Here is a 23,485-nt window from a genome sequence, read left to right as displayed (position 1 = left end):
AAAGCGACAACGTTCATGCGGTTTTCTGCCTCTTAGGGTAAGGTTTTCTTCCGTTCAGTTTGTTGAGCTTTGTTGTGGACTACAAACTCAAAGGTTCACCTATAGCTGTGTGTACATAATAAATGGGATGTACAACCACACCGTAACCTAACGGGTGACCACGCAAAGCTCAGAGAAGCCACAGCAAAAGAATAAAAAGACACACAGAAAGACGGCGCCCCTAAGGTGGATGTTTACCTACAGGGAACACACACTGGAACTAAGAGCTCAAAGCAATCGCGTCAAGCACATTTGCCATTGAGTTAATCCACCTTAAATAGGCATTCAACGCCGCCCGCAATGCAACAGTGTCCTCAGCTTCAACTTCAAGAACAAGGGTTTGTGCTTCTGCTACCACTTTGGTTTTGGAACGACCCCCAATTTGTCGATGAACTTCAGGAGTTAACGCGTCCAACAAGGCTTTCAGTTGTTTTTCTGATTCAAAAGGAAGATGAATCACGGCAGTAGCATTCACGCAAATCCCAACGAAAAAACCGTACTGCAACCTAAAAAGGTTTGATTAACAAAAAAGGAACTAAGAAAGAAAAGGTTATGCGCTAGTTCCAGCGGGTTTTGCTGGAGCAGCTACAAAGTCGCTTTCACGCTTGGAGGCACGTTTCGCAATTGTACCCAGCTTCGTTGTGGGCATGTACGCTCCACCGGTAAAAGTGAAGTTACATTTGCTACATTGCCAAATGCCGACACTCTTGCGTTTAACTCTGACGAAACCGCATTGGGGACACCTGTGTGCTTTCTTAAGTCCCTCAATGACTTTGATGTATCGCTTGCGAACGGTGGAACCGTAACGTGTTCCGAAACCGCGAGTTGGACCAACTTTCTTTGTTTTAGGCAACTATTTTCACCACTTAAGTTTCTTGCGCAACTCTGCTGCTTTTTCTTGAGCAAGCTTCGAAGCTTCTATTATCTGTTGCGGTGTAAAGTAACCTGCTAAACCCTTCTGTATGGCACAAATGTTACCTTCCTCGTTAACGGCAAAAGTAATCCTTGCGTCCATAACCTGTTCTTCTTCCAAGCTTGGATCCACCAACAGTTTATCATTGATCTTAGCCACGGTGACAGTGATTGGGCGGCTCTTAATCGGCAACTGTGTGTAACCCTGCTTAAGCGTAACTTCACCGTCTTTGACCTCGTAGTTGGGCATCTTGGTGTTCAACAAAGCAGACATAGCGGCTAAAGCAGAAGTATCAATTAAATTCCCACTGTGGTTGAGTACGTAAACGTCCACAAAGACCACAAACACTTTTTTGCCTGCCTCAATGCACAGTTTTTGATTGTCGATAGCTTTAGATTCGCGGATGCCACGGTCAACTATGCGGGCTAATTCAATGCTGCTTTCATCGGGTGGTCCAGGCTCAAACGTTGGGGAAGCTAACGGTACAAGTTCCGCGTTAACCGTCATTACACCTTCGTTGGGTGTATCGGAAAACGGCTCGCCTGTTTCAACCTTGACACCCACCAGAACATCGCTGTTGCCCAGCCAGACACGGGCGGAACCTTCAGCTTTCTCAATTACACCTTGTTCAACTTTGAATTCGCGGAATTCAGTGAGCCCTCTGCCATCAACGCGTTTTGCCTCGTCAATCATCTGTGAGATTTGTCTTTGTCGGACTTTGGTTATTAGACTTGACATTACTCTTCGGCCTCCTCTTTGTTTTCGTCTTTGATTTTCATGTACTTGTTCTTTAAGGCTTCTTTCTGCAAAGCATAAATATGCTTGCAGCCGTCCATAGCCATATTTACGGCTTTTTCAAATTCGTCAGGGGACAAAATGCCATCCATCTGCAACAAAGTGACCGCGTTAAGATTGGGCATGTACGCCACTGGAACATCTGCTGAACCTAATTTGTCCTCAGCGTCGTAGAGGTCCAAAACAACGGTGTCTTCCACTTTACCTGCAGCACACGCAACCACCAAGTCACGCATCGGAATTCCCGAGTCTGCAAGTGCAAGTGCCGCAGCGGTGATGCTAGCACAACGGGTTCCGCCGTCAGCCTGCAAAACCTCCACGAACACGTCTATGCCTGTGCGGGGGTAAAGTTCCAGAAACAAGGCGGGTTCCAAAGATTCACGGATAACTTTGCTAAGTTCAACTTCCCGACGTGAGGGTGCTGGAGATTTCCGCTCCTGAACACTGAAAGGAGCCATGTGATATCGGCATTTTAGGACCATTCGGTCAGGACGCGACAAATGTTTAGGATGGACTTCGCGGGGGCCAAAAACTCCAACTAAAATCTTGTTTTTTCCGTGCTCAATGTATGCTGAGCCGTCAGCATTGGGTATGACGCCAACTTCAAGTTTCAGCGACCTCAATTCGTCAGCTTTTCGACCGTCGAGGCGGATACCTTTTTTGTCGATTAGTTTTTCGTGTTTTTCACTCATGTTTGTTTTCCTCCCGATTAGCTTTCTCTTCTTTAAGCAGCTGGGTGATTCGGTCAGTCAAACCAGTTGTGTGGGATTCATCCTCGATTTTCTTAATTGCTCTCATGGCGAGCTCTTCATCTTCAATGGTCTTTCCAGTGACCAAAATTACGCCATTTAAGCCCAAAATGATTTGACAGTTGGTTTCCTGCTTTATCATGGAAATCATGGAGCCTTTTCTGCCGATAACCCGCGGAATTTTGGTGGGGGTTACATGCATAAGTTGACCCCGAGTGATTTTCCCTAACCCAGGTTCACCTACAGTGAGTTGTGGGTCGTGGGCTCGGTCGTAGGATGCAATTTTTGCGACAATTAAGTCGCCTTGGTCAAGGAACTGGCAAAGTTCATCGTTTTGGGGTTTAAACGGTCGACTGAGCACATCAGAAGCGCGTAGAAGCGCGTCGTAGGGAGCTTTTATGTCGATGGTCCAGCCGTTGAATCCGACTTCTTTGACTGATCCTATAATTATGTCGCCCACTTTAGGAACATAAAAAGAGCGCAGGGCAACGACATTCACTTTTTTGTTGTCTAAGTCTACGAGTCCGATTCGCGAGGCGTATATTTTTCCTGCCTCAAGATACGTGTTTTCCCCAGTCTGGTATTCGCCTTCCGCCAAGAATTCTCCGGGCGTGACCAGCTGTTTTGCTTCAAAATAGGTTGGCATGATTTTTTCCTCCATTACTTGTAGTCAAGTTTGTTAACTGATTATTTTTGCTTCTCCGCTACCTTTGGTCATGTCGCCTAACTTGTTGAGAAAAGAAGCATAGCTGCCCGCGGGCATTTCGATTACGCCAAACCAGGAACCGTCACTGCGCCATTCCTCCTTTTTGATGGGACCAAAAGCTTTGATAGCTCCGTAGGCGCGTTGGGCGTACTGTGCAGGTATGCGGGTGCCAACTGAGATTTGCTCAACTTTAAGCGGCAAAATTGGTCTGAGAAGCTTAATTATGTCACGAGCTTGTTCTTCAATACTTTTGTATGGGTCAATAGGATAGCGGATTTGTTCCATCGCGTTTTCAATACGCATCGGCGGATGCGGCAGGTTAGTTTTAGGGTCAACGGCTTGGCGGCTGATGTAGTCGATGACTTGCCGGCGTTTTTCCTCCACCATCTTTCGCCGCTGCTCGGTGGTAAGCTGCAGTTGACCTTTTTTGATGATGCTGTCGGCGATTTTAAGAGGGTCGGTTGTGCCGAAGGCTTTCTTTAAGTCATCGTCGGGTATGCGGGTGCCTTTGTTTGCGTCACTGAATATAGTTTCAGCTGCTAAAACCTCAGTGATGCCTGAAATTTTGCCGTTGCGGTAGTCAAGGGCTTTTTCGGGTTTCACCAAGACTTCAAAGTGGGTGTTGTCTTTTGTGTACCTAGCGATGGTGAACTTTCCGCTCATCAGGGTTTCACTTGCCCGAACTGAACTGTTTGATGTATACGTCCACAGCTTCGTCCGAGAGCATTTCTAGCTTTTTGGTTTCGTTTGAGATGACGGCAAGTTTGATTCTGGGCGGCAGGGTTCGGGCTTCGAGAGCTTTGACTAAGCATTTCACGGCGAGCTTTTTGGTATCTTCCAGTGAAAGCCCATCTTTGTATTCTTCTTTGAAAATGTTTAGGACGGTTTCGCGACCTGCACCTAAGGCTGTGGCTTTGTAGCCGCGGTAGGTTCCGCTTGGGTGAGTTCCGAAGACGCGCGGTCCTGTTTTGTCAACTCCGCCAAAGATTAGACTGACGCCGAAGGGTCGGACACCTGCGTGTTGGGTGTACATTTGTTGGATGTCGACGATGCGTTTGGTGACGATTTCGGTGTCGATGGGTTCGTCGTAGGTTAGTTTGTTGCTTTGTGCATATATGCGGGCTTGGTCGATGAGTATGCGGGCGTCACTTGCGAGGCCCACGATGGCGGCGCCGATGTGTTCATCGACGCGGAAGATTTTCCAGCTGTACCCTGCTTCTTCGAGGGGTTCGATTGATTCTTCTGCGCCAAGGACGGTGCCTTCTGGGCTTTGGATGCCGAGGATGGTTGCGCCCCGGTTGACGAGTTCCATGGCGTACTCAACTTGGAAAAGCCTTCCGTCAGGTGAAAAAACTGTAATCGCGCGGTCGTATGCTCCTGGTGCTGCAAATACGGACATAATTTTAACCTCGTTTAACTCTTTTCGCTATTCGCAAAATCAGATGGGTAAGCCACACTAAAAACCTTTCCTTTTAAATACGAACAGGAACGGCACCGCTGAACATGTAGTAAACGTTAGTTCATATTGAACAAAAGTTTGCAACATAAACAAAACGTGTAACCTGTGGCAACCTCTGGCTACTTTTTAAGATGTTTGAAGCTATGTTACGTACAGGTGCTATAAAAAATTGGGCACTAAGCTCATAAATTCAAGGAAGCGGCAATTTCGTTGAACTCCGTTATTTCGTTTTGGCTTATGCCCTTGCTACGCAGGTTTTGCTCGGTTCTTGCGGGGTCTTGGATGCTGGCTTTGAGTTCATTTCGGAAATGCTCAACCGACATGTCTTTGATTTCTGGTGCGGGCGCCACCAAGTTAATCCCCGCGTACACCATCAAACTCAAAAACTCCACAGGAATAAAGTTACCTTGACGGATTATCCTAAGCCCCAACACTTTTTCTTTAAACATCAACCGGGTTTTGGCTACAGTTTCCGCTATTTGCTTAATGGTGGGGGCGGATGCGTCGCTCATGGGCGTGTCTGGGTAGGGTTCAAAGGGGGTCATGAAAACATTGTCAGGGTCAACGGTTCCGATTATTTCAAGCAGTCGGGTGAGCTGCTCGGGGGTTTCGCCTATCCCGATGATGTAGCCTGAGGACACTTTTAAGCCAACATCCTTGGCGTATCTGAGGGTTTCAATCCGTTCGGGAATGTCGTTAAAGCCTTTGATTTTAACAAGAATCTCAGGGGTTGCTTCAAGGTTGCATCCATACTGGTTTAATCCAGCGTCTTTTAGTGCTTTCAGGCTGCTTTTTGAAATGGGGCCCGCGGCGGCGCTGATTTCTAAATCGGCAAATTCGTTTCTTAGCGCTTTTAGGTAAGGAACCGACATGGTGTTTTGGTAGCCCAGCCAGCCTGAAACCAAAGTGATTCTGTTTACGCCCACTTTTCTAAGCTCCGTTACGCGGTCTATGGTTTCTTGGATGGTCATGGTGTAGACGGGTTCATTCATGTAGTTACAGTAATAGCATATTGGGACGCGGGCGCATTTGTTGGTTATTCTTACTCCACGGGTTTTTTTGACAGCCTGAAAAGTGCAGGCTTGGTTTGCTAAAGTTAGAAGGTTTTTTGTGGTTTTCAAGTAAAGTCACCTGTTTGGAAATTCATAGAAGGCACAAACACTTTTTGGGTGCCAGAACTCCAGATTTCGGTGTCCACGCCATAAATTGTTCTTATAGCATCAACTGTGAGGACTTCATCGGTGGTTCCCTGTAAAAGGATTTTTCCATCATTCATCATGATGACTTGGTCGGCGACCAACAGAACTTCGTTAGGGTCATGCAAAGACATCAGAACAATCAGCTCTTGTTCTTTAACCAGTTTCTTGATGCCTTTGAGCACCAAAAGCTTATTTTTAAAGTCCAAATGGGCTGTGGGTTCGTCAAGCAGCATAATGGGCGTTTCCTGTGCTAAGGCGCGGGCAATCAAAACCAGCTTTTGTTGTCCACCGCTAATTTCGGTGAAGGACTCATTTCGCAGGTGATGCAGGTTTAAGGCGGCAAGTGCATTCAAGCTTTTGGTTACGTCTGCCTTGCGGGGAGTGGAAAAATGGTTCACGTAGGGGTTTCTTCCCATGAGCACCATTTCCATGACGCTGTAGGAGAAAGAGGCTTCATGAATTTGAGGCACATACGAAAGAATCTTGGAAACAGCTGTGGACTTCAATGTGGTTAAATCAACGTTGTTGAAAAGGATGGCGCCATGTTTCAGTCTGAAAACACCGCACAAACATTTAAGCAAAGTTGTTTTTCCGCAAGCGTTGGGGCCAAAAAATGCGCAAAGTTGACCAGCATCTGCCGAAAACGAGATATCTTTTAAGCAGAAGCCGTTTTCGTACGAGAAGTTCACGTCTTTTACTTGGAGGGTCACCATTTTTTCTTTGCACCAACCCGAAGTAGAAGAATGAAAAGAGGCGCGCCCACAAGCGAAGTGACAATGCCTATGGGGACTTCAAATGAGTAGAGCGTCCGTGCAAGAGTATCACAGACAACCATAAAGATGGCGCCAACTGAAATCGTGGCGGGTAGGAGGATTTTGTGGTCTGTTCCTACGATTCTTCTGGTGATGTGGGGGACAATCAGGCCTACCCAAGCGATTATGCCGCTTATGGCAACGGCGGATGCAGTCGCCAAAGTTGCAGCTAAAATCAGAACAGCGCGGGTTAAGCCGTAGTTGACGCCTAAGGTTTTTGCTTCTTCTTCACCAAGAGACATTATGTTCACGCGCCAGCGTAGCAGCACTATGATGAAGATGCCAAGAAACATGGGAATCAAGTTGGGCACATCGGACCAGGTGATTGCCGAGAAACTGCCCAGCAACCAGAAAACAATGGAGGGCAACTTTTCGTATGGGTCAGCCATGTACTTCAGTATGCCGATTAAGGCGGAGAAAATTGCTGAGACGGAAATGCCAGCTAAAATCAGGGTTAGAATGGAGTTGCCGTAGTTTTTGAATGAGGCGCTGATTAGGTAGGTTACAAGTACTGCGGCTAAGCCAAACAGAAAGGAGCATGCTTGAATTACGCCTGTTCCGTCCAGAAAGATAATGGCAAAAGCCGCACCGAATCCAGCGCCTGAACAAACCGCCAAAGTTTCCGGTCCCACAAGGGGGTTACGGGATACGCCCTGCAGTGTTGCCCCCGAGATTGACAGCGCGGCGCCTGCGAACATGACCACGATGATTCTTGGGAGTCGAATTGAGGTTATTATTATCCATTCTTTTTGGGGGAAATTTCCTGTCATGATGCTTAGCGGGTTTATGAAGTACCTTCCCGTAAAGGTCATGATAAAAAAAAGATGAAGGGCAAGGAAGCCAGCAGAATTGCGGCTTTAAGGTTCTTCATCTATACGTCTCCTTGGACTCCTGCGTCTGCGTAGCTGATGCCGTAGAAATTCTGATAGAAGCTGCTTGCTGCGTTGGTGAGGTCCATTGAAGCAAACAAGTCAGGCTGAATGTGCGTACCAAGCCAGCATAAACCAAGGATCCATTTCGGTGTTGGGGAATCCCAGGCTTCCCAGTCTTGCGCGAAGGCGTAAACTTTCCCGTCAAGTTTGGCGTTGGTGACGTTCCATGCATCATCAGACATTATCTGGCTTTTGAGGTCGGTTGTGGAGACGTTGGAGGCGTAGCTGGTGACAATTACGATGTCGGGGTTCCAAGCGGCAACTTGCTCCATGGATATCTGGTTCCATCCGCCGGGTTGGTCGGCTGAAACAGAGATTCCGCCGCTCATTTCTATCATGTTATTTTGCAGCATGCCTTCACCAGGGGTTTGAAGCGCGTACTTCTTTTGAGCGCCGTAGCTGGCAAACATCACGGTGGGTTTGCTTGAGTCGGCTAAGTTTTGGGTTTGGTCGGTGATTGACTGGGTCATGGAGGTGAAGTACTGGACAGCGGTTGCAGCTTCTTCTTCGTTGCCTAAGAGTTCGCCTATTATGGTCAAAGCGTTATTGAAGTCTTCGGGGGTTTCAAAGCTTAAGCAAACTGTTGGCACACCCAGGGTAGCCAGTTGGTCAGCGGCGTCTTTGTTGTTGCCCGCGGTTACGAAGACGCTGGGTTCCAAAGCGACAACTTGTTCCATGTTAAGGTTCCAAGGGTAGCCGATGTCCGTTGCCTGAGCAATTTTGGGGTAAAGAGAAGTCATGAACGCGTTAGCGTAGTTAGACCCGTCGCAGCCGATGATTTTGTCTTCGCCGCCTAAGAACAGGATTGCTTCAGTGGAGATGGGGTAGTTGGAAGCGATGCTTTCGATGGGTCCATCAAAGGTTACGGTTCGCCCAGCATAGTCAACGACCGTTAAGCTGGGAGACGCAGTTGGAGTCGGAGCAGCAGTTGGGGTTGGCGTAGAGGTCGGAGAGGGAGTGGGGGTAGACGTATCGGATTCGGGGAGGGTTAAGTAGTAGGCAGCTGTGCCGCCGACTGCGCAAACTGCTACAACAAGGATTAAAATTATGGCTTGTAGTTTGCTTACAGCTTTTCTATCCAGTATTTTATGAGACATTAAACGTTCGCCTGCGGGAAGAGTCTTCGACGTGAACATAAAAACATATCGACCATAATTGTACCAAACAGATGAAAAAACTCCGCTGTTGAAAAGAACAAAATGGGGGGCAGGTGGATAAGGCTTATTTAATTGGTTACGCTTTTCCTTGACAGAAAACGGAAGGAATCAAGTTATGAGTGATGAACTATCCAAGTTACCTCCTCAAGTCCAAGAACGTCTTATGAGGCTCCAGCAGCTCCAGCAAACCTTACAAACCATTTTGCAACAGAAACAGCAAGTTGACATGGAAGTTGCCGAAATTGACCAAACTCTCGCCGAACTAGGCAAAACCGCTGACGACGCTGTAATCTACAAAGCCGCTGGCAGCATCCTGGTCAAATCTGAGAAAGCTAAAGTCAACACCGACCTAAATGAACGCAAAGACCTCCTCGCTACGAGGCAAACGGTGCTGGCACGCCAAGAAGAACGCATGCGCAGCCAACTTAAAGACATCCAGACGCAGTTGCAGTCGGACCTTAGCCCTGCTTCTTCGCCGCCGCCAGCCTAAACTGAGCCGCGTGTGGTGAGAAGTCTGGTGGACCTTGGTATACCTGAATTGACGGACGAGCAGGTTGAAGTCGTCAGCGAGGCTGCCGAGAACGCCGCCAGAAAATACATTTTTTCCAAAGTAACCCAAAAACTTGTCAACACCTTAGACATTAGCGTTGAGGCGGAAGGCATTAAACCCGTAAATTTCGCCGTCGAAATCAACTTGGTTTTGGCGCCTGAAGCCAAAGACGTAGGGGAGAAGGCGTTGGCGGATGAAGCTCTAAAGAAAGCCTTTGAAGCGATAGAAAGCAGCCTGAGAAAACTAACATGACCTCCTTCAACGACGTAGTCAAACTGTTGGACGAAACGGGCGCTGAGAATGTGCTTTTGTTATGTCACCACAACAGCGACCCTGATGCCGTTTGCAGCGCCTACGCTTTTATGGGGCTGCTTAAAAGTGTCCGACCAAACTTGACGGTTGTCATCGGTTCAGGAGGAGGCGTAAGCAAGCTCACCAAAAACTTGTTCCGTTACTTGCCCATAAAAGTGAATTTAGCGCCGAACGTGGAGAAAGCCCAAGCCATCTTCCTGCTGGACACAAACACCGTACAGCAACTTGACAACTTGGCAGAAAAAGTTACAGGTTCCACGGCGCCCATCATCCTCATTGACCATCACATTGCACATCCTGAAACACAGAAACTCTGCAGGCTCTGCATAACCAACGAAGACGCCGCCAGCACCTGCGACATAGTCTACGACTTCTACAAACAACAAAACCTCAAACCCAAACCAGACTACGCCAAAGCACTCTTTCTGGGCATGGCATTTGACACGCGACACTTTGTTTTAGCTAATTCCTCCACGTTTAAGGCAGTTGCAGATTTGGTGGACAGCGGCGTAAACGCGCAAGAAGCCCTCGCCATGCTTGCCATACCCATGGATTTTTCCGAGCGGGTTGCCCGAGTCAAAGCTTGCCGCCGAGCCAAAATTTTCCGCATTGACAACTGGATAATTGCCCTCAGCCACGTCAGCGCCTTCCAAGCGTCTGCCGCCCGAGCCTTGACCGATTTGGGGGTGCATATGGCGGCGGTTGCAGGGGAAAAAGGGGAAAGCGTCGAAATCAGCATGCGATGCAGTCGAGAGTTCACGGAGAAAACTGGAATCCACTTAGGCAGGGATATTGCTAAGCCGTTGGGGGCATCAATGCAGGGGCAAGGTGGAGGGCACGCGATGGCGGCAGGCGTCAACGCGAAAGGCGACGTGAAAACGGGGTTGAAGCGTTGCTTGCGACTTTTGAAAGAAAACCTCAAATCCACAACTGAATAAGCCCCGTAACCAGGTCAAGGCTACACACAAAAAACTCAGACGTTAATTGCGAAAGGCAGAGATTATGCAACGAAAACGAAAGAAAATACGCAACAGGAAATAGAGGAAGATAACAAACTTCTCGGCGCACTCTTTGGCAAGAAAAGAAGATGTGCCGATGGTTCTGAACAACAGCCAAGGATTTGATTGAAACTTCGGTAAACTTAGCCAAAACCGAGTAGTTACTCTTAAATGAGACAACAGTGTGCGTAATTAGGCGGGCACAAAACATGGCTGTCATCCAAACCCAAGGCTTAACTTACACGTACCCAGGCGCCACCAAGCCTTCCATTAGTGATGTCTCTGTGAAAGTGGAGAAAGGCGAATTCGTTCTCATCACTGGACCCAGCGGCTGCGGAAAAACCACTTTGTGCCGAACCTTCAATGGCTTAATTCCACAATTTTACCAAGGCGAACTCACCGGCGAAATCCAAGTTGCCGGTTTAGAAGCCGACAAGCACCCTACCTACGAGATGGCAAAATCTGTCGGATTAGTCTTCCAAAACCCCGAAAACCAGCTGTTCGCGTTAAGCGTCGAAAAAGATGTCGCATTTGGTTTGGAGAATTTGGGGTTTGACAGAAAAGAGATGCAGCAACGAGTTAACTGGGCACTAGACTTGACGGGCATCTATGACCTGCGGGAGCGTTCTCCCCACGAAATGTCAGGTGGACAGCAACAACGCGTCGCTTTAGCGGCGGTACTGGCGATGCAGCCCGAAATCATCGTGCTTGATGAACCAACGAGCTTTTTGGACCCGTTGAGCGCCGAGAAGATTTTTGAAGTTATTTATGACCTTAACCAAAAGTTGGGCTTAACCGTCGTTCTGGTCGAACACCGCCTTGACCTCACAGCAAAGTACGCTAACCACATCATAATCATGGATCAAGGCAAGGTGCGCTTTGATGGCGAAACCCGCAGCATTCTTAGCAGCGAAGAAACCCGCCTCATCGGCGTAGGCATCCCCAAAGCCACCCTACTCTACGAGCTGCTACAAAAAGAAGGCGCAAACCTTAGCGGCGTCACCCCCTTGTCCTCAGCTGAGTTAGCTAAAATGATTACGGAGGCAATGGGCAACTAATGTTAACCGTGGAAGATGTTCATTTCAGCTATGCCAGCGGAGTTGAAGCCCTCAAAGGCGTCTCCTTAACCGTCAAAGACGGCGAGTTCGTGGCAATCATGGGACAAAACGGCGCAGGCAAAACCACCCTCGTTAAACAATTCAATGGGCTGCTTAAACCTACCAGCGGCCGAGTCCTTGTTGACGATGTGGACACAACCAAGTCCAGTGTGGCGGCGCTGGCGCGCAAAGTCGGCTTTGTCTTCCAGAACCCCGACCACCAGCTTTTCAGCGAAACGGTGGAGGATGAGATTTCGTTTGCCCTCAAAAACTTCGGCTACACCGCCGAAACCATAGAGTCCCGTGTCACATGGGCGGTTAACCTACTGGGGGTTAACCAATACCGCAAAACCTCACCGTTCATGCTTAGCGGCGGCGAACGCAAACGGGTCGCTTTAGCCAGCGTGTTAGCGTGGGACCCGCAGGTGCTGGTTTTAGATGAACCCACCATCGGGCAAGACCATCAGCAGAAGGAGAACCTGCGCCAGTTCATCATGCAGATGCAGACGCAGGGCAGAACCATAGTCACCGTCACGCATGATGTGGAGTTTGTGGCGGAATGCAATCCCCGCGTGGTGCTGATGCGGGAAGGCAAAGTTGTTGCTGACGGTAAAGGCAACGACATACTCACTGACCCTGAGGCGCTGGAGCAGAGCTCGATTGTTCTGCCGCAGATTGCTCAGGTCTTCATGAGCCTGAAAATTCCTGATTTACCTAAAAACGTCATCGATATATACGAGGCAAAAGCGCTGCTGCTTGATGCGCTTCAAAAGAGGCGGCTACCATGAGTGTTTTTGACGGCTTAAAGTTCCGTAAGGTCTACTCTCCCATTCACAGTCTTGACCCCCGCATGAAATTCATCTACGTAATCGCGGTCTTTTTAGCGGCCATCCTTTTCGGCTCAGTAATACCGTTAACAATTCTTTTCCTGTTGCAGATACCGTTTGTGCTGCTAGCAAAAGTGCAAAAGCAGTGGCTCCGCTCGCTTCGAGGTGCCCTTTTCTTGGCGGTCTTCATCTTTGTGGTGAACATCGCGGGCAACTTTTTCACCCACGGCTTCACGGTAACGCCTGCAGACTTGGAAAACGCCTTCGCCATGACCTTACGTTTCGTCGTGCTGGTTGAGTCGTTTAGCGTGTTCTTCCTCACCACATCGCCTGACCATTTGGGGTTAGCGCTGGAACAAAGCCACGTGCCCTACGAGTTCAGCTTCGCCTTCACAACCGCTGTCCGCTTCGTCCCAGTCTTGGCTGAGGAAGCCCAAACCATCATGGACGCACAGAAAGCTCGAGGCTTAGAACTGGAGAAAGGAAACATTCTGAAGCGTATCCGCAACTATGTACCTGTGCTTATCCCGCTTATCGTGAGTGCCATCCGCCGCAGTTTAGAACTGGCAGAAGCCATGGAGAGCCGAGCGTGGGGCGCCGCCAAAAAACGCACCAACCTCTACGAGTTAAAGCTGCGTAGGGGCGACTACGTGTTGCTGGCTATAATCATCGGAATGTTAGCGGTGACGGCTTACGCCTTCATCTACGTGCCCATACCGACCATTCGAAGCCTCATAGGATTCGCTTAGAAAACAACAATTTGCCCTCAAAGGGTTTTTGTTTTCTGGAATGAATTCTGGGAAATTGTTATAAACCGTCGGTTTTCCTACTATTTATTAATGCGAATCAAGGTAGCGGTGGTTTTATTCGTTGCGCTTCTGGTTTTTCAGCCACTTCTGACGCTCGGTACTTTTGTTGAAGCACAAGCGCAGTCTTCGGATACTAAAACACCCCTCGACTTATATGTGGGAGTAGATGTCGCCTACGAAGACTTGACAGCCACAAAACAGCTAATTGACACAGTTAGCAGCTACACCAACCTTTTTGTTGTAGGGTGTTTGGGTGATAGAAATGAAACAAGGCTTACCAGTATCAGTCAGTACGTGTACGACAAAAATATGTGCTTCATTGTTTACACAGATGACCCACGATATCCCTCCAAGGAATGGTTTAACCTTGCCAGAAGCCAGTGGGGCAATAGTTTCTTAGGATTGTATGTTGCAGACGAAACCGGCGGAAGACAGTTAGACCAATCTGAAATTTTCATGTCAGTTCGAAGCGCCGAAAACTACAGCGACGCTGCAAACAAGTATATCAACTACACGAGTTGGTGGCTGCAGGGGGCATTTAAAATTAACTTTGAACACCCTAATGAATTCCAAATGTTCACCTCAGACTATGCGCTTTACTGGTACGACTATAAAGCAGGGTATGACGCAGTTTTTGCAGAGTTCGGATGGAACTACAGTCGACAGATAAACGTGGCACTCTGCAGAGGCGCAGCCACAGCCCAGAACAGAGATTGGGGCGCTATGATAACATGGACATACCTCCAGCCGCCCTACATCGAGTCAGGCCCTGAACTTTTCAAAGACATGGTTACAGCCTACGAAAGCGGCGCCAAATACATAATCGTGTTTGACACCAACGAAAACTACACCGAAAGCATCCTGCAACAGGAACACTTTGATGCGATGCAACAGTTTTGGCAGTACGTTCAAGAGAACCCCCGGACCATCAGCCCAGTCAGCGAAAGAACCGCATATGTTCTTCCTGAAGATTACGCATACGGGTTTAGGGGACCAGAAGACAAAATCTGGGGGCTCTGGGAAGCCGACGCAGTTGCAACCGACATCAGCATGAGCGTCAGCAGCCTATTGCAGGTCTGCGGAAATGACTTAGATATTATTTACCCCGACCAGCAGTATCCCCTTGATTCACTTGGATACGGCACCGTTGTCCATTGGGACGACTCACGCCTCATACCGCCTGACTGGCCACAAGTACCCATAACCCCATCATCAACGCCTACGCCAACAGCAACGCCTCAACCAACATCAACCCCAAACCACAGCCCAAGCCCATCGCCCACCAAGCAGCCAACCACCACGCCCGCCCCATCAGAGCAGCCCACGTCTACAACTAAGCCGGCAGCAGACAGCATGACACCCTCAAACTACCTTTATGCAGCAATTGTCGGCGTAATTGTGGCTACCGTAGTTGGGCTTGTTTTCGTAAGGAAAAAACGGTTAAACCTTTCTTTTAGGGTTGTTTGATGAATTCTGATTCAATAGTACTAATTCATTCAGTTTATTAATATTCACTACACACCAAATTCTTAACAAGAAGCGCCACCTGACGAAAGGGGAAGTGCCAAACGTCAAACAAGCGAACCGTCAAGCCAATGGATGTTATAGAGCAGCCCGTTGCAGCGGTGAGCATCAACGAGTCTGCCAAGCCGGTTACGTTTAAAGAAGTTTACCCTATTCAGGAACCGTACGTTTACGCCGCCATCGCAAAGGACCCTGAAACTCAGAAAACCAGCTACAAAGTCATCGAGCCCACCTTGTCTGAGGAGGAAACAGCGCGGCTTTCAGAGTTGAAAACGTTTTTGATGGATGAATTGGATGTCAACTTTAAAGAAATTGAAAGCCAAGAAAAAGCTGAACAGTACCTTAAACGGAAAATTGCGGAAACGGTGAAGCGTTACCGCCTAAAAATTTTGCCTGAAGCCGTCGATAAACTGGCGTACTACATTGTGCGAGACTTCATTGGGTACGGCAAAATTGACGCCCTCATGCGGGACCACCTTATTGAAGACATATCCGCCGACGGCATCAACGTTCCCCTATACGTTTGGCATCGACAATACGAATCCATACCAACCAACATAAAATTCGCTGACGCCACAGAACTTGACTCCTTCATAGTTCGACTGGCGTACTTGGCGGGAAAAAATGTTTCCGTCGCCCAACCCATTTTAGACGCATCCCTCCCTGAAGGCAGCCGAATTCAGCTGACGTTTGGCAAGGAAATCACGCGCCGAGGCTCAACCTTCACCATCCGACGCTTCAAAGCCGACCCCTTAACCATCTCCGACCTAATTGCATTTAACACGTTAAGCTCTGAAATGGCGGCTTACCTGTGGTACATCATCGAGAACCGCGCGTCAGTGCTGGTTGCAGGTGGAGTCGCCTGCGGAAAAACAACCATACTCAACTGCTTATCCATGTTCATCAAGCCCGAAATGAAAATCATCAGCGTCGAAGACACGCAGGAGTTGAATTTGGCGCATGAAAACTGGATTCCCTCAGTTGTCCGTTCAGACTTTAAGGGAGGCACCAAAAGCGCTAACAGCATAACCCTCTTTGACCTGCTCAAGGCGGCTATGCGGCAACGCCCCGACTACATCATTGTGGGGGAAGTCCGCGGTGAAGAAGCCTACACCCTATTTCAAGCTATGGCAACGGGACACTTGGGTATGTGCACCTTTCACGCTGAATCGGTGGAAAGTGTCATCAACCGCCTTGAATCAGAACCTATGAACATCCCCAAAACCCTCGTCGCTATGACCAACGTCATCTTAGTGATGGCGCGAACTGAAGTTAACGGTAAACCTGCCCGTCGAGCAACCATCCTTTCCGAACTTAAAGACTTCACGGCAGACTCCAAAGAAGTGGAAACAGAGACAGTTTTTCAGTGGAACCCCAAGTTTGACAAATTCATCATGCGACAACACAGCCCCTTTTTGCATAAGCACATGGTAAAGATGGGGATGGAGCCTGAAGAAGTCAGCCGAGAAATCCAGTACCGCAAAGCCGTCTTGGAGTGGATGGTGCAGCAGAACATCCGCCGATACACCGACGTAGCGCAGGTCATCAGAGAATTCTACGCTAATCCAACCCGAGTTGTGCAGAAAGCCAAGGTGGGATTAAAATAAAAGTCTCAGAAAAACTCAAAAACAAACTGCGACGCGTTGACAAACAAAAAAAACCCAAAAAGGACAAGGCGCAAAAGGAGTCTGAGACAGAATTTGAGAAACTTAACAGAACCGCATACCGTCTGCTAAGCGGTAGAATCGGGCGGTACTTGCCAATTTTCCGGGATTTAGATGCGAACCTCCAGAAGGCAGAAGTCAAGATAAGCTTTCGCGCTTACGTAAGCTTAACGGTTTTCACCGCTTTGGTCGCAACCGTCGCCGCAGGAGTCGCCCTGCCCATGATTCTGATGGTCCTCCTTGACGTATCCACGCTGGCGCTGTTGCTGTTTGGGTTAAGCTCTGCGTTGCTGGCGGGGGCAGGCACCGTCATCGGGTTCTACTTTTACCCCGTTTACCTTGCCGACAAACACAAACGCGAAGTAGACGATGAACTCCCCTTCACCACAGGCTACATGTCAATTCTGGCAAGTGCAGGGGTTTCTCCAGAAAAAATCTTCACCTCCATCGCCACCCTAAAACAGCCCTTAGCCGCATCCAAAGAAGCAAAAGCCATCATTCGAAGCATCAACCTGTTCGGCATGGACATAATCTCAGCTTTGGAAAAAACGGCTAACCAGACCGCCTCCGAGAAGCTTAAGGAAATCCTTGAAGGCATCATATCCACCATTCACAGCGGCGGCTCGCTGGAGGTTTATCTAAGAACCCAATTCAGAACATACATAAGAGTGAGAAAGCTGGGTCTGAAAAAGTACGGGGACACATTGTCAATGCTGGCGGAGGTTTACGTGACGATACTGTTGACTGGCCCGTTGCTGTTTGTTATTATGCTGTCGGTGGTTTCTGTCATGGGCGGAGGAGCCTTAGGCGGATTTGACTCAGATATGCTGCTCAAACTAATCACTTACATCGTCCTCCCCTTTGCGGCAGTCATCTTCCTAATCATCGTGGATTCAACCGCTCCAAAATGGTAACACAACATGCCCAAAATTGAAAAGAAAACCCAAAAGATAATCGCGGCAGGTTCAGGTTTAGCAGCGGGAGCCATAATCCTGTTTGGTTTCTTCATGGTGGGCTTTAACGCAGCGTTGGATGACTTCGTCATTTTTGGGTTAATGGCAGCTATGGCGCCGCTGGCAGTTGTACATTTTATTAATGCACAATGGCAAAACGGCATCGACCAGCAGTTGCCAAACCTGTTTAGCAGCATCGTGCAGGCGCAAGAAGTGGGCATGACTTTGCCTCAGGCAGTGGAGCAAGCGTCTCAACGCAATTATGGTCCACTGACGGCGGAGCTAAAGAAGATGACCGTACAAATGTCATGGGGCTACAGTTTTGAAGAAGCCCTAACAGCATTCGGAAAACGCGTCGGCACCACCCTTGTGCAGCGTATCTTGCCGCTTATTATCGAAGCCAGCCATTCAGGAGGAAACGCCGAAAAAGTCTTTGACCCCATGGGCAAATTCATAAACACCAACAACCTGATGGAGAAGGAGCGCCGAACCCAAACCCGACCCTACATCCTCATCATCTACGTCGCGCTGTTCGTGTTCCTCTTCACCATTATTCTGCTTTTCAACACGTTCTTTGCCACAACCCAAGGCATGGCCCTAATGTCGGCGCCCACAGGTTCACCTGACGAGATGGCGCGGATTTTCCTGCACATGACGCTTGTTCAGGGCTTCTTTGGAGGGTTGGCAGCGGGAAAAATGGGGGAAGGCTCCATAGGCGCAGGGTTAAAGCACAGCCTGATTATGATGCTGTTGGGCTACTTGGCGTTGCGGATGTTTATGGGAGGAACCTAAGACGAGAAAAACGCTCAGAAGGTTTCTTCACGATAAACGGGGCATCACGCCGATTCTAAGCGAACTGCTGTTGGTGGTTATTGCGGTCTCAGCCATGTCCATCGCAACCTCAGCAACTTACGTGATTACCTCTAGCATGCGGGAAAACATGAGTGAACGCGTCATAACCGAGGATGTTTGGTTTAACTCTGCAACCTCAATTTCGGTTTACGTGCACAACGTGGGCAAAGTAGACGTGAACTTTGCCCGAGTTTACATTAACAACGCCAACACCGATTTTGAGGAGTTGCCTGCACTGGAAGTAGACCGAAGTTATGCATTAACCATCGAGTACAATTGGACGCCGGGAGAACTCTACTACATAGATATAGTTACATCAAGGGGGCTGCACATTGCAGACTATTACCAAGCACCTTAACCGGTTAAACCGCTTCCGAAAAGACAAGCGGGCAATCAGCACGGTCATTACAGTCATGCTTAGCCTTGTCCTGATAATTATTATTGTTGGTAACGTTTTTTTGGCAAGTTTTCAGATGAACCAACTGGACATGGAGAGAATGCGGGAAACACTCACTCTGAGCAGAGTTCAAGAAACCACTCAAACGTCTTCGCCGTTCACAGTTCAAAAGGATTTTACGCTTATGGCTGGTGAAGTTCAAAGTGGAGATTACTCGGATACTCAGTCGTTGGGTGCAGGATTTGAAACGTTCAGGCAGGAATCGGGAACGGGCAGTCAAGAAGTAACGAACGTTAAGAGTCCAAGTTCAACTTCAGGAACATGGGTTAGCCCCACTGAAGCGTACACAGATGGAGGCGGCTACACTAGCTCTACCGACAAAGACGAGCAGCAGGTCTACGGCGGATTCGGCTTCACGTTACCTACTGGAGTTACAGTAACTCAAGTGTTGATATTGGTGGATGCGAATCAGACAAAAAACGATGACATGCAAGTTGAAGTTTCTATCAACGGAGGCTCCAGCTTTATCGGTCAAGCGGAAGTGTTTTCGTTAACACAAGAAGAAACAACATATACAGTGGACGTTACGGCATGGACTACATGGACTTCTGAGGAGGTAAATGACATCGCAGCCAGATTGACCCATGTACATAGCGCCAGTGGCGCCGTGAAAGTTGATTGGATACGAATTGAAGCCACATACTCCGTTGCAAGTTTGTACTCGCTTGACATAAGGAACAGTTTCCTTGTGGATTTACAAACGTACCCGTTAAGCCAGATGGAAACAATTCAAATCCAACTCAGATACAACGTGTCCAGCGTCGGCGAAACATGGTACATCCAAGCCTACGATTGGGCTACTTCAACATGGAGCAGCAGCGGCTTTGACAACGCAAACGGAAATGAGCCTGCCACCGCTGGAGCGTGGAATGACTACGTTTTGGAGGTGCCAACCACTTATGTGCACTCAGCCACAGGCGAGGTCCAAGTCAGGTTTTTCAGTGGCGGCTTAGGCACGGATCAAACAGACTGTTCGATAGATTATTTCGCTGTAACCACAGTTTTGAGCAGCGAGTTTCAACTTGAAATAATAAACACCAGCCCACAAACCGTGCACGTAGTAGCCTTATGGGTAGACACCGCGACCGTTCACACACGGTACGCAAGAAATGTTTACTTCAATTCGGGAGAAGCAATGACCAATTTGCTGGAGGATATAGCGTTGCCTTCCGAGAAGTTTGTGGTGAAATTGGTTACAGAAAGAGGAAACGTATTCGTTTACGCCGGAAACTAGTTTTCAAGTTTCTGTTTTAGGGCGGCAACGGCTTCAGCTTGGCTGCTTGCGTCGATGGCTTGGATGCTGTAGAGGTCAGCCATTTTTCGGGCGTTTTCGTTGAGTTTGGGAATTGCCAGCAGAAAAGCCTTGGTTGGGGAAACATCAAAGGTTTTTGCAAACAAAGCAATGACTGGCTGCTCGGAAACTAAGCCTCCATCCGAAAAAGCCAAGTCAACCACTATGATTTTGGATTTGTCTTGGCTGTACGCCGCCAAATTGAAGCTGTGTTTGGCACCTGATTTTCCCGTTAGGTACGCGGGGCTTTCAACTTGGAAGCCTTCTTTTATGAGCAAGTCCCGTGTGGGGGCAACCAGAAACATGTCTGAAGACATTTTTTCCTTCGCCGCCGCACTTAGGGTGTATGAGTAAACGTCTTTTATGGGTGACTGCTCAAAATTACTGGTCGAATGGCAAGTAGTACAGTAATGCTCAGGAACGGGTATGTCAAAGTTTTTGCCACATTCCTTACAAGCACACCACATGCCAGCTTTTCGGAAATCGACATCCAACTTAACAAGTTCTTCGCCGCATTTGGGGCAAATCATTTTGTTGGTATCTTTGAGGAAGTTCTCTTCTAAGTCCATGTAGCCACATTTGACGTGCTCGATAAGGCTGCTCTTTTTGATATTAAAAGACTTGCAGAAGGGACAGCAGTAACGGAAGTTTATACCTGAAGACCCACAATGAGGGCAGAAGATGACTTTGTCAAAGAGTTTCCGCTCAAGCGTCCCCTCTTCTGTTAATTTTTCTAAAAGAGACTGCACTTTAGCAGAATCACCGACGGCAGCTTCCACAGGCGGATAATGATATCCCGTGCTTGGGTCGTAGGTGGGGTCAAGGGTTTTGAGGTCGCCACTTAAAAATTTACTTAACAAAGCTTGCTCATCGTAGTCTTCGTTTGGTTTACTGGAGCCCTTTGTCTCAGCTTTGCCCATTTTCCCCGAACCGATCCCCATTCAACTATGTTTCACGATAACGTTACTTTTAATTTTAACTGTGTTTAAATCAATATTACGCAAAAAAGCCCGTGAAAAGAAGAACATAGAAAGTCAACCAAGCAAAGTTTTGGAAAATCAATGGGGAATACATCTTTTAGGAGGCAAACCATTCTTGGGCTAACACTCAAGAAGGAACCGGCATGGCTGACCACACCCGTTTTGGACCCGCAGGTGTACCCCGCATTTTCAGGGAGATGGGTGCCAAACTCGTCGACGTACCTAAGCTGCTGAGTGTTGAAGAACTGGATGCTTTTGAGTACGCCGCGGTGCGGTGGGGGCAAGTGCCGCAGATGAAACAGCAAGACGCCCAAGCCTTAGGCGAAGAGGCAAAACGGTATGATGTACAGCTAAGTTTGCATGGGTCCTACTTCATCAACCTGCTGGGCGAAAAGGATGTTGCAGAAGCCAGCAAACGGCGGCTAATCGCGTGTGCCCAAGCAGCCCAATGGATGGACGCGTACGTGGTGGTTTTTCATGCGGGTTACTACGGCAACAACGGCAAAGCGGAATCGCTCAAGAAATGTGTCCAAGCAGTGACGGAGGTTTCGGAAACCCTCAAAAGCAGGGGCATCACGAAGGTGAAGTTGGGTCCTGAAACGATGGGGCGCCACAGCCAGTTTGGCAGCTTAGACGAAATTTTGGCGGTCTGCCAGCAGGTCGAGGGGACGCAGTTGGTGATTGACTGGTCACATTTGCATGCTCGGACGGGCGGCGGATTGCGGTCGGTGGAGGATTTCCGCAAAATTGTTGTCGAAGCCGAGGAGAAGCTGGGCACCGAGGTGGTGCGGAACATGCATTGTCACTTTAGTAAAATAGAGTTCACTTACAAGTCAGGCGAAAAGCGTCATCACATTCTTGACGAATCGGGATACGGACCTGAATTTGAAAATCTCGCTGAGGTTATCTCGGAGTTTAAGCTGCGTCCTGTGGTGATTTGTGAAACTGCCGTGCAGGATGCTGATGCCGCCAAAATGAAAAGAATCTTGGCAAACATCGAAAACAAAGAAGTCGCCTCAAACCAGACAGTAACACCGTCTCTACATAAAGGGGGCATGTAGCCTTTTTCAAGCATTAGGGGGGACAACGTCTAAGCGGCTATGGGGATTCGGTTTTGTTGCGATACACTTTTTTATGTGAAACTTGCTAATGGCTTGTGTGTGAGCTGGTTTGTCGAAAACGAAGGGATTCCAAAAACTTACATTTACCTATGAAGCGTTACAAACGTGGTTTGACGCCTTGCAGCCCAAACCCTGCAGAGAAACCACCATTCCCTTAACTGAAGCCTACAACCGCGTGTTAGCCGAAGACATAATTGCAGCCGAAGACCTGCCCAGATTTAACCGTTCAGCTGTTGACGGCTACGCAGTTCGAGCTGAAGACACCACTGGCGCATCCGAAACCAAACCGCTTCTTTTCCGTTTAACTGAAGAAGACGCATTAACCGACACTGCGCATCGTCAGGGCAAGCAGGTTTGGACAGGAAACCCCCTTCCAAAAGGCGCTAACGCAGTGGTCATGGTGGAGAAAACCAAGCCTGTGAACGCTAAAATCGAGGTGTGGACTCAAGCAGCCCCTTTTGACAATGTTATGCGTCAAGGCGAAGACATCAAAAAAGGCAAAGTTGCCGTGGAAGCAGGCACCAGACTCAGACCTTATCATTTGGCGTTTCTTGCCGCGCTGGGGAATAGTGAAGTTAAAGTGATTGAAAAACCCAAAATCGCCATCGTAGCCACAGGAAACGAACTTGCCAAAAGCGGGGACAAACGCGGCGCAAAACAGGTTTGGGAATCCAACCGCATCATGCTCACAAGCATGTGCTACGAATTAGATGCTGAACCTCTCGATTTAGGTTTATCAAAAGACAACGTGGACGAAATCGCACAAGCCATAACCATTGGGCTCAAAATCGCGGATGCCGTCATAACCACGGGCGGAACCAGCGTTGGCGGATTAGACCTGGTGCCCGAAGCCGTGAACAAAGTAGGCGCGCCAGGCATAGTGGTTCATGGAGTTGCCATGCGTCCCGCAATGCCCACCGCCCTTGCTATCTTGGAGGGCAAACCCGTGATGGTTCTCAGCGGCAACCCCGTTGCGGCAATCACAGGCTTTGAAGTGTTTGCTAGGCCACTAATTTGCAAGTTGTCAGGTTTGAAGAAGGAAGAGCCCCGACCAACCCTGAAAGCGGTCATGACCCGAAGAATCGCCACTGCCTTGGGCAGGAAAAGTTTTGTGCGGGTTCATGTCGTTACGCAAAACGGGGACTATGTTGCGGAGCCCGTCAGCGCGAAGGGTTCAGGAAACCTGAGCACCATGACCAAAGCCAACGGCTACGTGATTGTTTCCGAAAACCGTGAGGGCTTGGCGGAAGGCGAAAAAGTCACGGTGCACTTGTTTGACGAGGTATAGG

The 23,485-nt window shown here is 48.7% G+C and carries 25 protein-coding genes and 1 pseudogene; 14 read left to right on the top strand and 12 right to left on the bottom strand.

Annotated features, from left to right (window positions below; translation table 11 throughout):
* Nucleotides 1–259: 259 nt before the first annotated feature.
* From ACBZ72_13470 to ACBZ72_13420, 11 genes and pseudogenes are all read right to left on the bottom strand, one after another.
* On the bottom strand, nt 260–514 hold the full coding sequence (locus ACBZ72_13470) for a KEOPS complex subunit Pcc1 (GenBank protein ID XES77165.1): 255 nt from the start codon (nt 512–514) through the stop codon (nt 260–262).
* Between the two features lie 75 nt (nt 515–589).
* A complete protein-coding gene (locus tag ACBZ72_13465; GenBank protein XES77164.1) occupies nt 590–892 on the bottom strand; it encodes a 50S ribosomal protein L37ae in 303 nt (100 codons plus the stop codon).
* 6 nt (nt 893–898) lie between these two features.
* On the bottom strand, nt 899–1,690 hold the full coding sequence (gene rrp42 / locus ACBZ72_13460) for an exosome complex protein Rrp42 (GenBank protein ID XES77163.1): 792 nt from the start codon (nt 1,688–1,690) through the stop codon (nt 899–901).
* Entirely contained in the window at nt 1,690–2,439 is a 750-nt protein-coding gene (rrp41, locus tag ACBZ72_13455) for an exosome complex exonuclease Rrp41 (GenBank protein ID XES77162.1), read from the bottom strand. Before rrp41 ends, rrp42 begins: the two co-directional genes overlap by 1 nt.
* Nucleotides 2,432–3,142 carry an exosome complex RNA-binding protein Rrp4 gene (gene rrp4 / locus ACBZ72_13450; protein ID XES77161.1) on the bottom strand — a complete coding sequence of 237 codons (711 nt, stop codon included), beginning with the start codon at nt 3,140–3,142 and terminating at the stop codon, nt 2,432–2,434. The genes rrp41 and rrp4 overlap by 8 nt, the downstream gene beginning before the upstream one ends.
* 33 nt (nt 3,143–3,175) lie before the next feature.
* Complete coding sequence (locus ACBZ72_13445) at nt 3,176–3,865, bottom strand: ribosome assembly factor SBDS (GenBank protein ID XES77160.1); 690 nt, start codon at nt 3,863–3,865, stop codon at nt 3,176–3,178.
* A 7-nt stretch (nt 3,866–3,872) separates the two neighbouring features.
* Nucleotides 3,873–4,601 (bottom strand): archaeal proteasome endopeptidase complex subunit alpha, encoded by a 729-nt coding sequence (locus ACBZ72_13440; protein ID XES77159.1) that lies wholly within the window; start codon nt 4,599–4,601, stop codon nt 3,873–3,875.
* A 242-nt stretch (nt 4,602–4,843) separates the two neighbouring features.
* Nucleotides 4,844–5,782 carry a radical SAM protein gene (locus ACBZ72_13435; GenBank protein ID XES77158.1) on the bottom strand — a complete coding sequence of 313 codons (939 nt, stop codon included), beginning with the start codon at nt 5,780–5,782 and terminating at the stop codon, nt 4,844–4,846.
* Entirely contained in the window at nt 5,779–6,573 is a 795-nt protein-coding gene (locus ACBZ72_13430) for an ABC transporter ATP-binding protein (GenBank protein ID XES77157.1), read from the bottom strand. Before ACBZ72_13430 ends, ACBZ72_13435 begins: the two co-directional genes overlap by 4 nt.
* A pseudogene (locus tag ACBZ72_13425) lies at nt 6,567–7,490 on the bottom strand (FecCD family ABC transporter permease). Before ACBZ72_13425 ends, ACBZ72_13430 begins: the two are co-directional and overlap by 7 nt.
* Nucleotides 7,491–7,543: 53 nt before the next feature.
* Complete coding sequence (locus ACBZ72_13420; protein ID XES77156.1) at nt 7,544–8,701, bottom strand: ABC transporter substrate-binding protein; 1,158 nt, start codon at nt 8,699–8,701, stop codon at nt 7,544–7,546.
* Nucleotides 8,702–8,876: 175 nt separating this feature from the next.
* Between ACBZ72_13420 and ACBZ72_13415 the strand changes: the two genes are divergently transcribed.
* The 12 genes from ACBZ72_13415 (at nt 8,877) to ACBZ72_13360 (ending at nt 20,038) form a co-directional block, all read left to right on the top strand.
* A complete protein-coding gene (locus ACBZ72_13415) occupies nt 8,877–9,251 on the top strand; it encodes a prefoldin subunit beta (GenBank protein XES77155.1) in 375 nt (124 codons plus the stop codon).
* 27 nt (nt 9,252–9,278) lie between these two features.
* Entirely contained in the window at nt 9,279–9,563 is a 285-nt protein-coding gene (locus ACBZ72_13410) for a DUF3194 domain-containing protein (protein ID XES77154.1), read from the top strand.
* Complete coding sequence (locus ACBZ72_13405; protein XES77153.1) at nt 9,560–10,561, top strand: bifunctional oligoribonuclease/PAP phosphatase NrnA; 1,002 nt, start codon at nt 9,560–9,562, stop codon at nt 10,559–10,561. Before ACBZ72_13410 ends, ACBZ72_13405 begins: the two co-directional genes overlap by 4 nt.
* A 269-nt stretch (nt 10,562–10,830) precedes the next feature.
* Nucleotides 10,831–11,679, top strand: coding sequence for an energy-coupling factor ABC transporter ATP-binding protein (locus tag ACBZ72_13400; protein XES77152.1), 849 nt, complete (start codon nt 10,831–10,833; stop codon nt 11,677–11,679).
* On the top strand, nt 11,679–12,506 hold the full coding sequence (locus ACBZ72_13395) for an energy-coupling factor ABC transporter ATP-binding protein (GenBank protein ID XES77151.1): 828 nt from the start codon (nt 11,679–11,681) through the stop codon (nt 12,504–12,506). Before ACBZ72_13400 ends, ACBZ72_13395 begins: the two co-directional genes overlap by 1 nt.
* On the top strand, nt 12,503–13,294 hold the full coding sequence (locus ACBZ72_13390; GenBank protein XES77150.1) for an energy-coupling factor transporter transmembrane protein EcfT: 792 nt from the start codon (nt 12,503–12,505) through the stop codon (nt 13,292–13,294). The genes ACBZ72_13395 and ACBZ72_13390 overlap by 4 nt, the downstream gene beginning before the upstream one ends.
* A 90-nt stretch (nt 13,295–13,384) precedes the next feature.
* Nucleotides 13,385–14,821 carry a hypothetical protein gene (locus tag ACBZ72_13385; protein ID XES77149.1) on the top strand — a complete coding sequence of 479 codons (1,437 nt, stop codon included), beginning with the start codon at nt 13,385–13,387 and terminating at the stop codon, nt 14,819–14,821.
* Nucleotides 14,822–14,949: 128 nt separating this feature from the next.
* Nucleotides 14,950–16,485: a type II/IV secretion system ATPase subunit gene (locus ACBZ72_13380; protein ID XES77148.1), complete on the top strand. Its 1,536-nt coding sequence runs from the start codon at nt 14,950–14,952 to the stop codon at nt 16,483–16,485.
* 149 nt (nt 16,486–16,634) lie between these two features.
* A complete protein-coding gene (locus ACBZ72_13375; GenBank protein XES77147.1) occupies nt 16,635–17,456 on the top strand; it encodes a type II secretion system F family protein in 822 nt (273 codons plus the stop codon).
* A gap of 6 nt (nt 17,457–17,462) precedes the next feature.
* Entirely contained in the window at nt 17,463–18,287 is an 825-nt protein-coding gene (locus tag ACBZ72_13370) for a type II secretion system F family protein (GenBank protein XES77146.1), read from the top strand.
* 70 nt (nt 18,288–18,357) lie between these two features.
* Nucleotides 18,358–18,705: a hypothetical protein gene (locus tag ACBZ72_13365; GenBank protein XES77145.1), complete on the top strand. Its 348-nt coding sequence runs from the start codon at nt 18,358–18,360 to the stop codon at nt 18,703–18,705.
* Complete coding sequence (locus tag ACBZ72_13360; protein XES77144.1) at nt 18,680–20,038, top strand: hypothetical protein; 1,359 nt, start codon at nt 18,680–18,682, stop codon at nt 20,036–20,038. The genes ACBZ72_13365 and ACBZ72_13360 overlap by 26 nt, the downstream gene beginning before the upstream one ends.
* On the opposite strand, the gene ACBZ72_13355 is transcribed toward ACBZ72_13360, so the two are convergent.
* On the bottom strand, nt 20,035–21,015 hold the full coding sequence (locus ACBZ72_13355; protein ID XES77143.1) for a hypothetical protein: 981 nt from the start codon (nt 21,013–21,015) through the stop codon (nt 20,035–20,037). The two genes, ACBZ72_13360 and ACBZ72_13355, sit on opposite strands and share 4 nt — an antisense overlap.
* A 203-nt stretch (nt 21,016–21,218) precedes the next feature.
* Here ACBZ72_13355 and ACBZ72_13350 point away from each other — a divergent pair, with 203 nt between their 5' ends.
* The gene (locus ACBZ72_13350; GenBank protein XES77142.1) at nt 21,219–22,136 is read left to right on the top strand and encodes a TIM barrel protein; all 918 of its coding nucleotides are present in this window, start codon (nt 21,219–21,221) and stop codon (nt 22,134–22,136) included.
* A gap of 109 nt (nt 22,137–22,245) precedes the next feature.
* Nucleotides 22,246–23,484, top strand: a complete 1,239-nt coding sequence (gene glp / locus ACBZ72_13345) for a gephyrin-like molybdotransferase Glp (protein XES77141.1) — start codon at nt 22,246–22,248, stop codon at nt 23,482–23,484.
* The last annotated feature ends 1 nt before the right edge of the window (nt 23,485 follow it).

Source organism: Candidatus Bathyarchaeia archaeon, from assembly GCA_041447175.1.
Lineage (GTDB): Archaea > Thermoproteota > Bathyarchaeia > Bathyarchaeales > Bathycorpusculaceae > JADGNF01.
The sequence above is the reverse complement of the archived record's forward strand: the minus strand, read 5'-3'. Positions and strand labels throughout refer to the sequence as shown.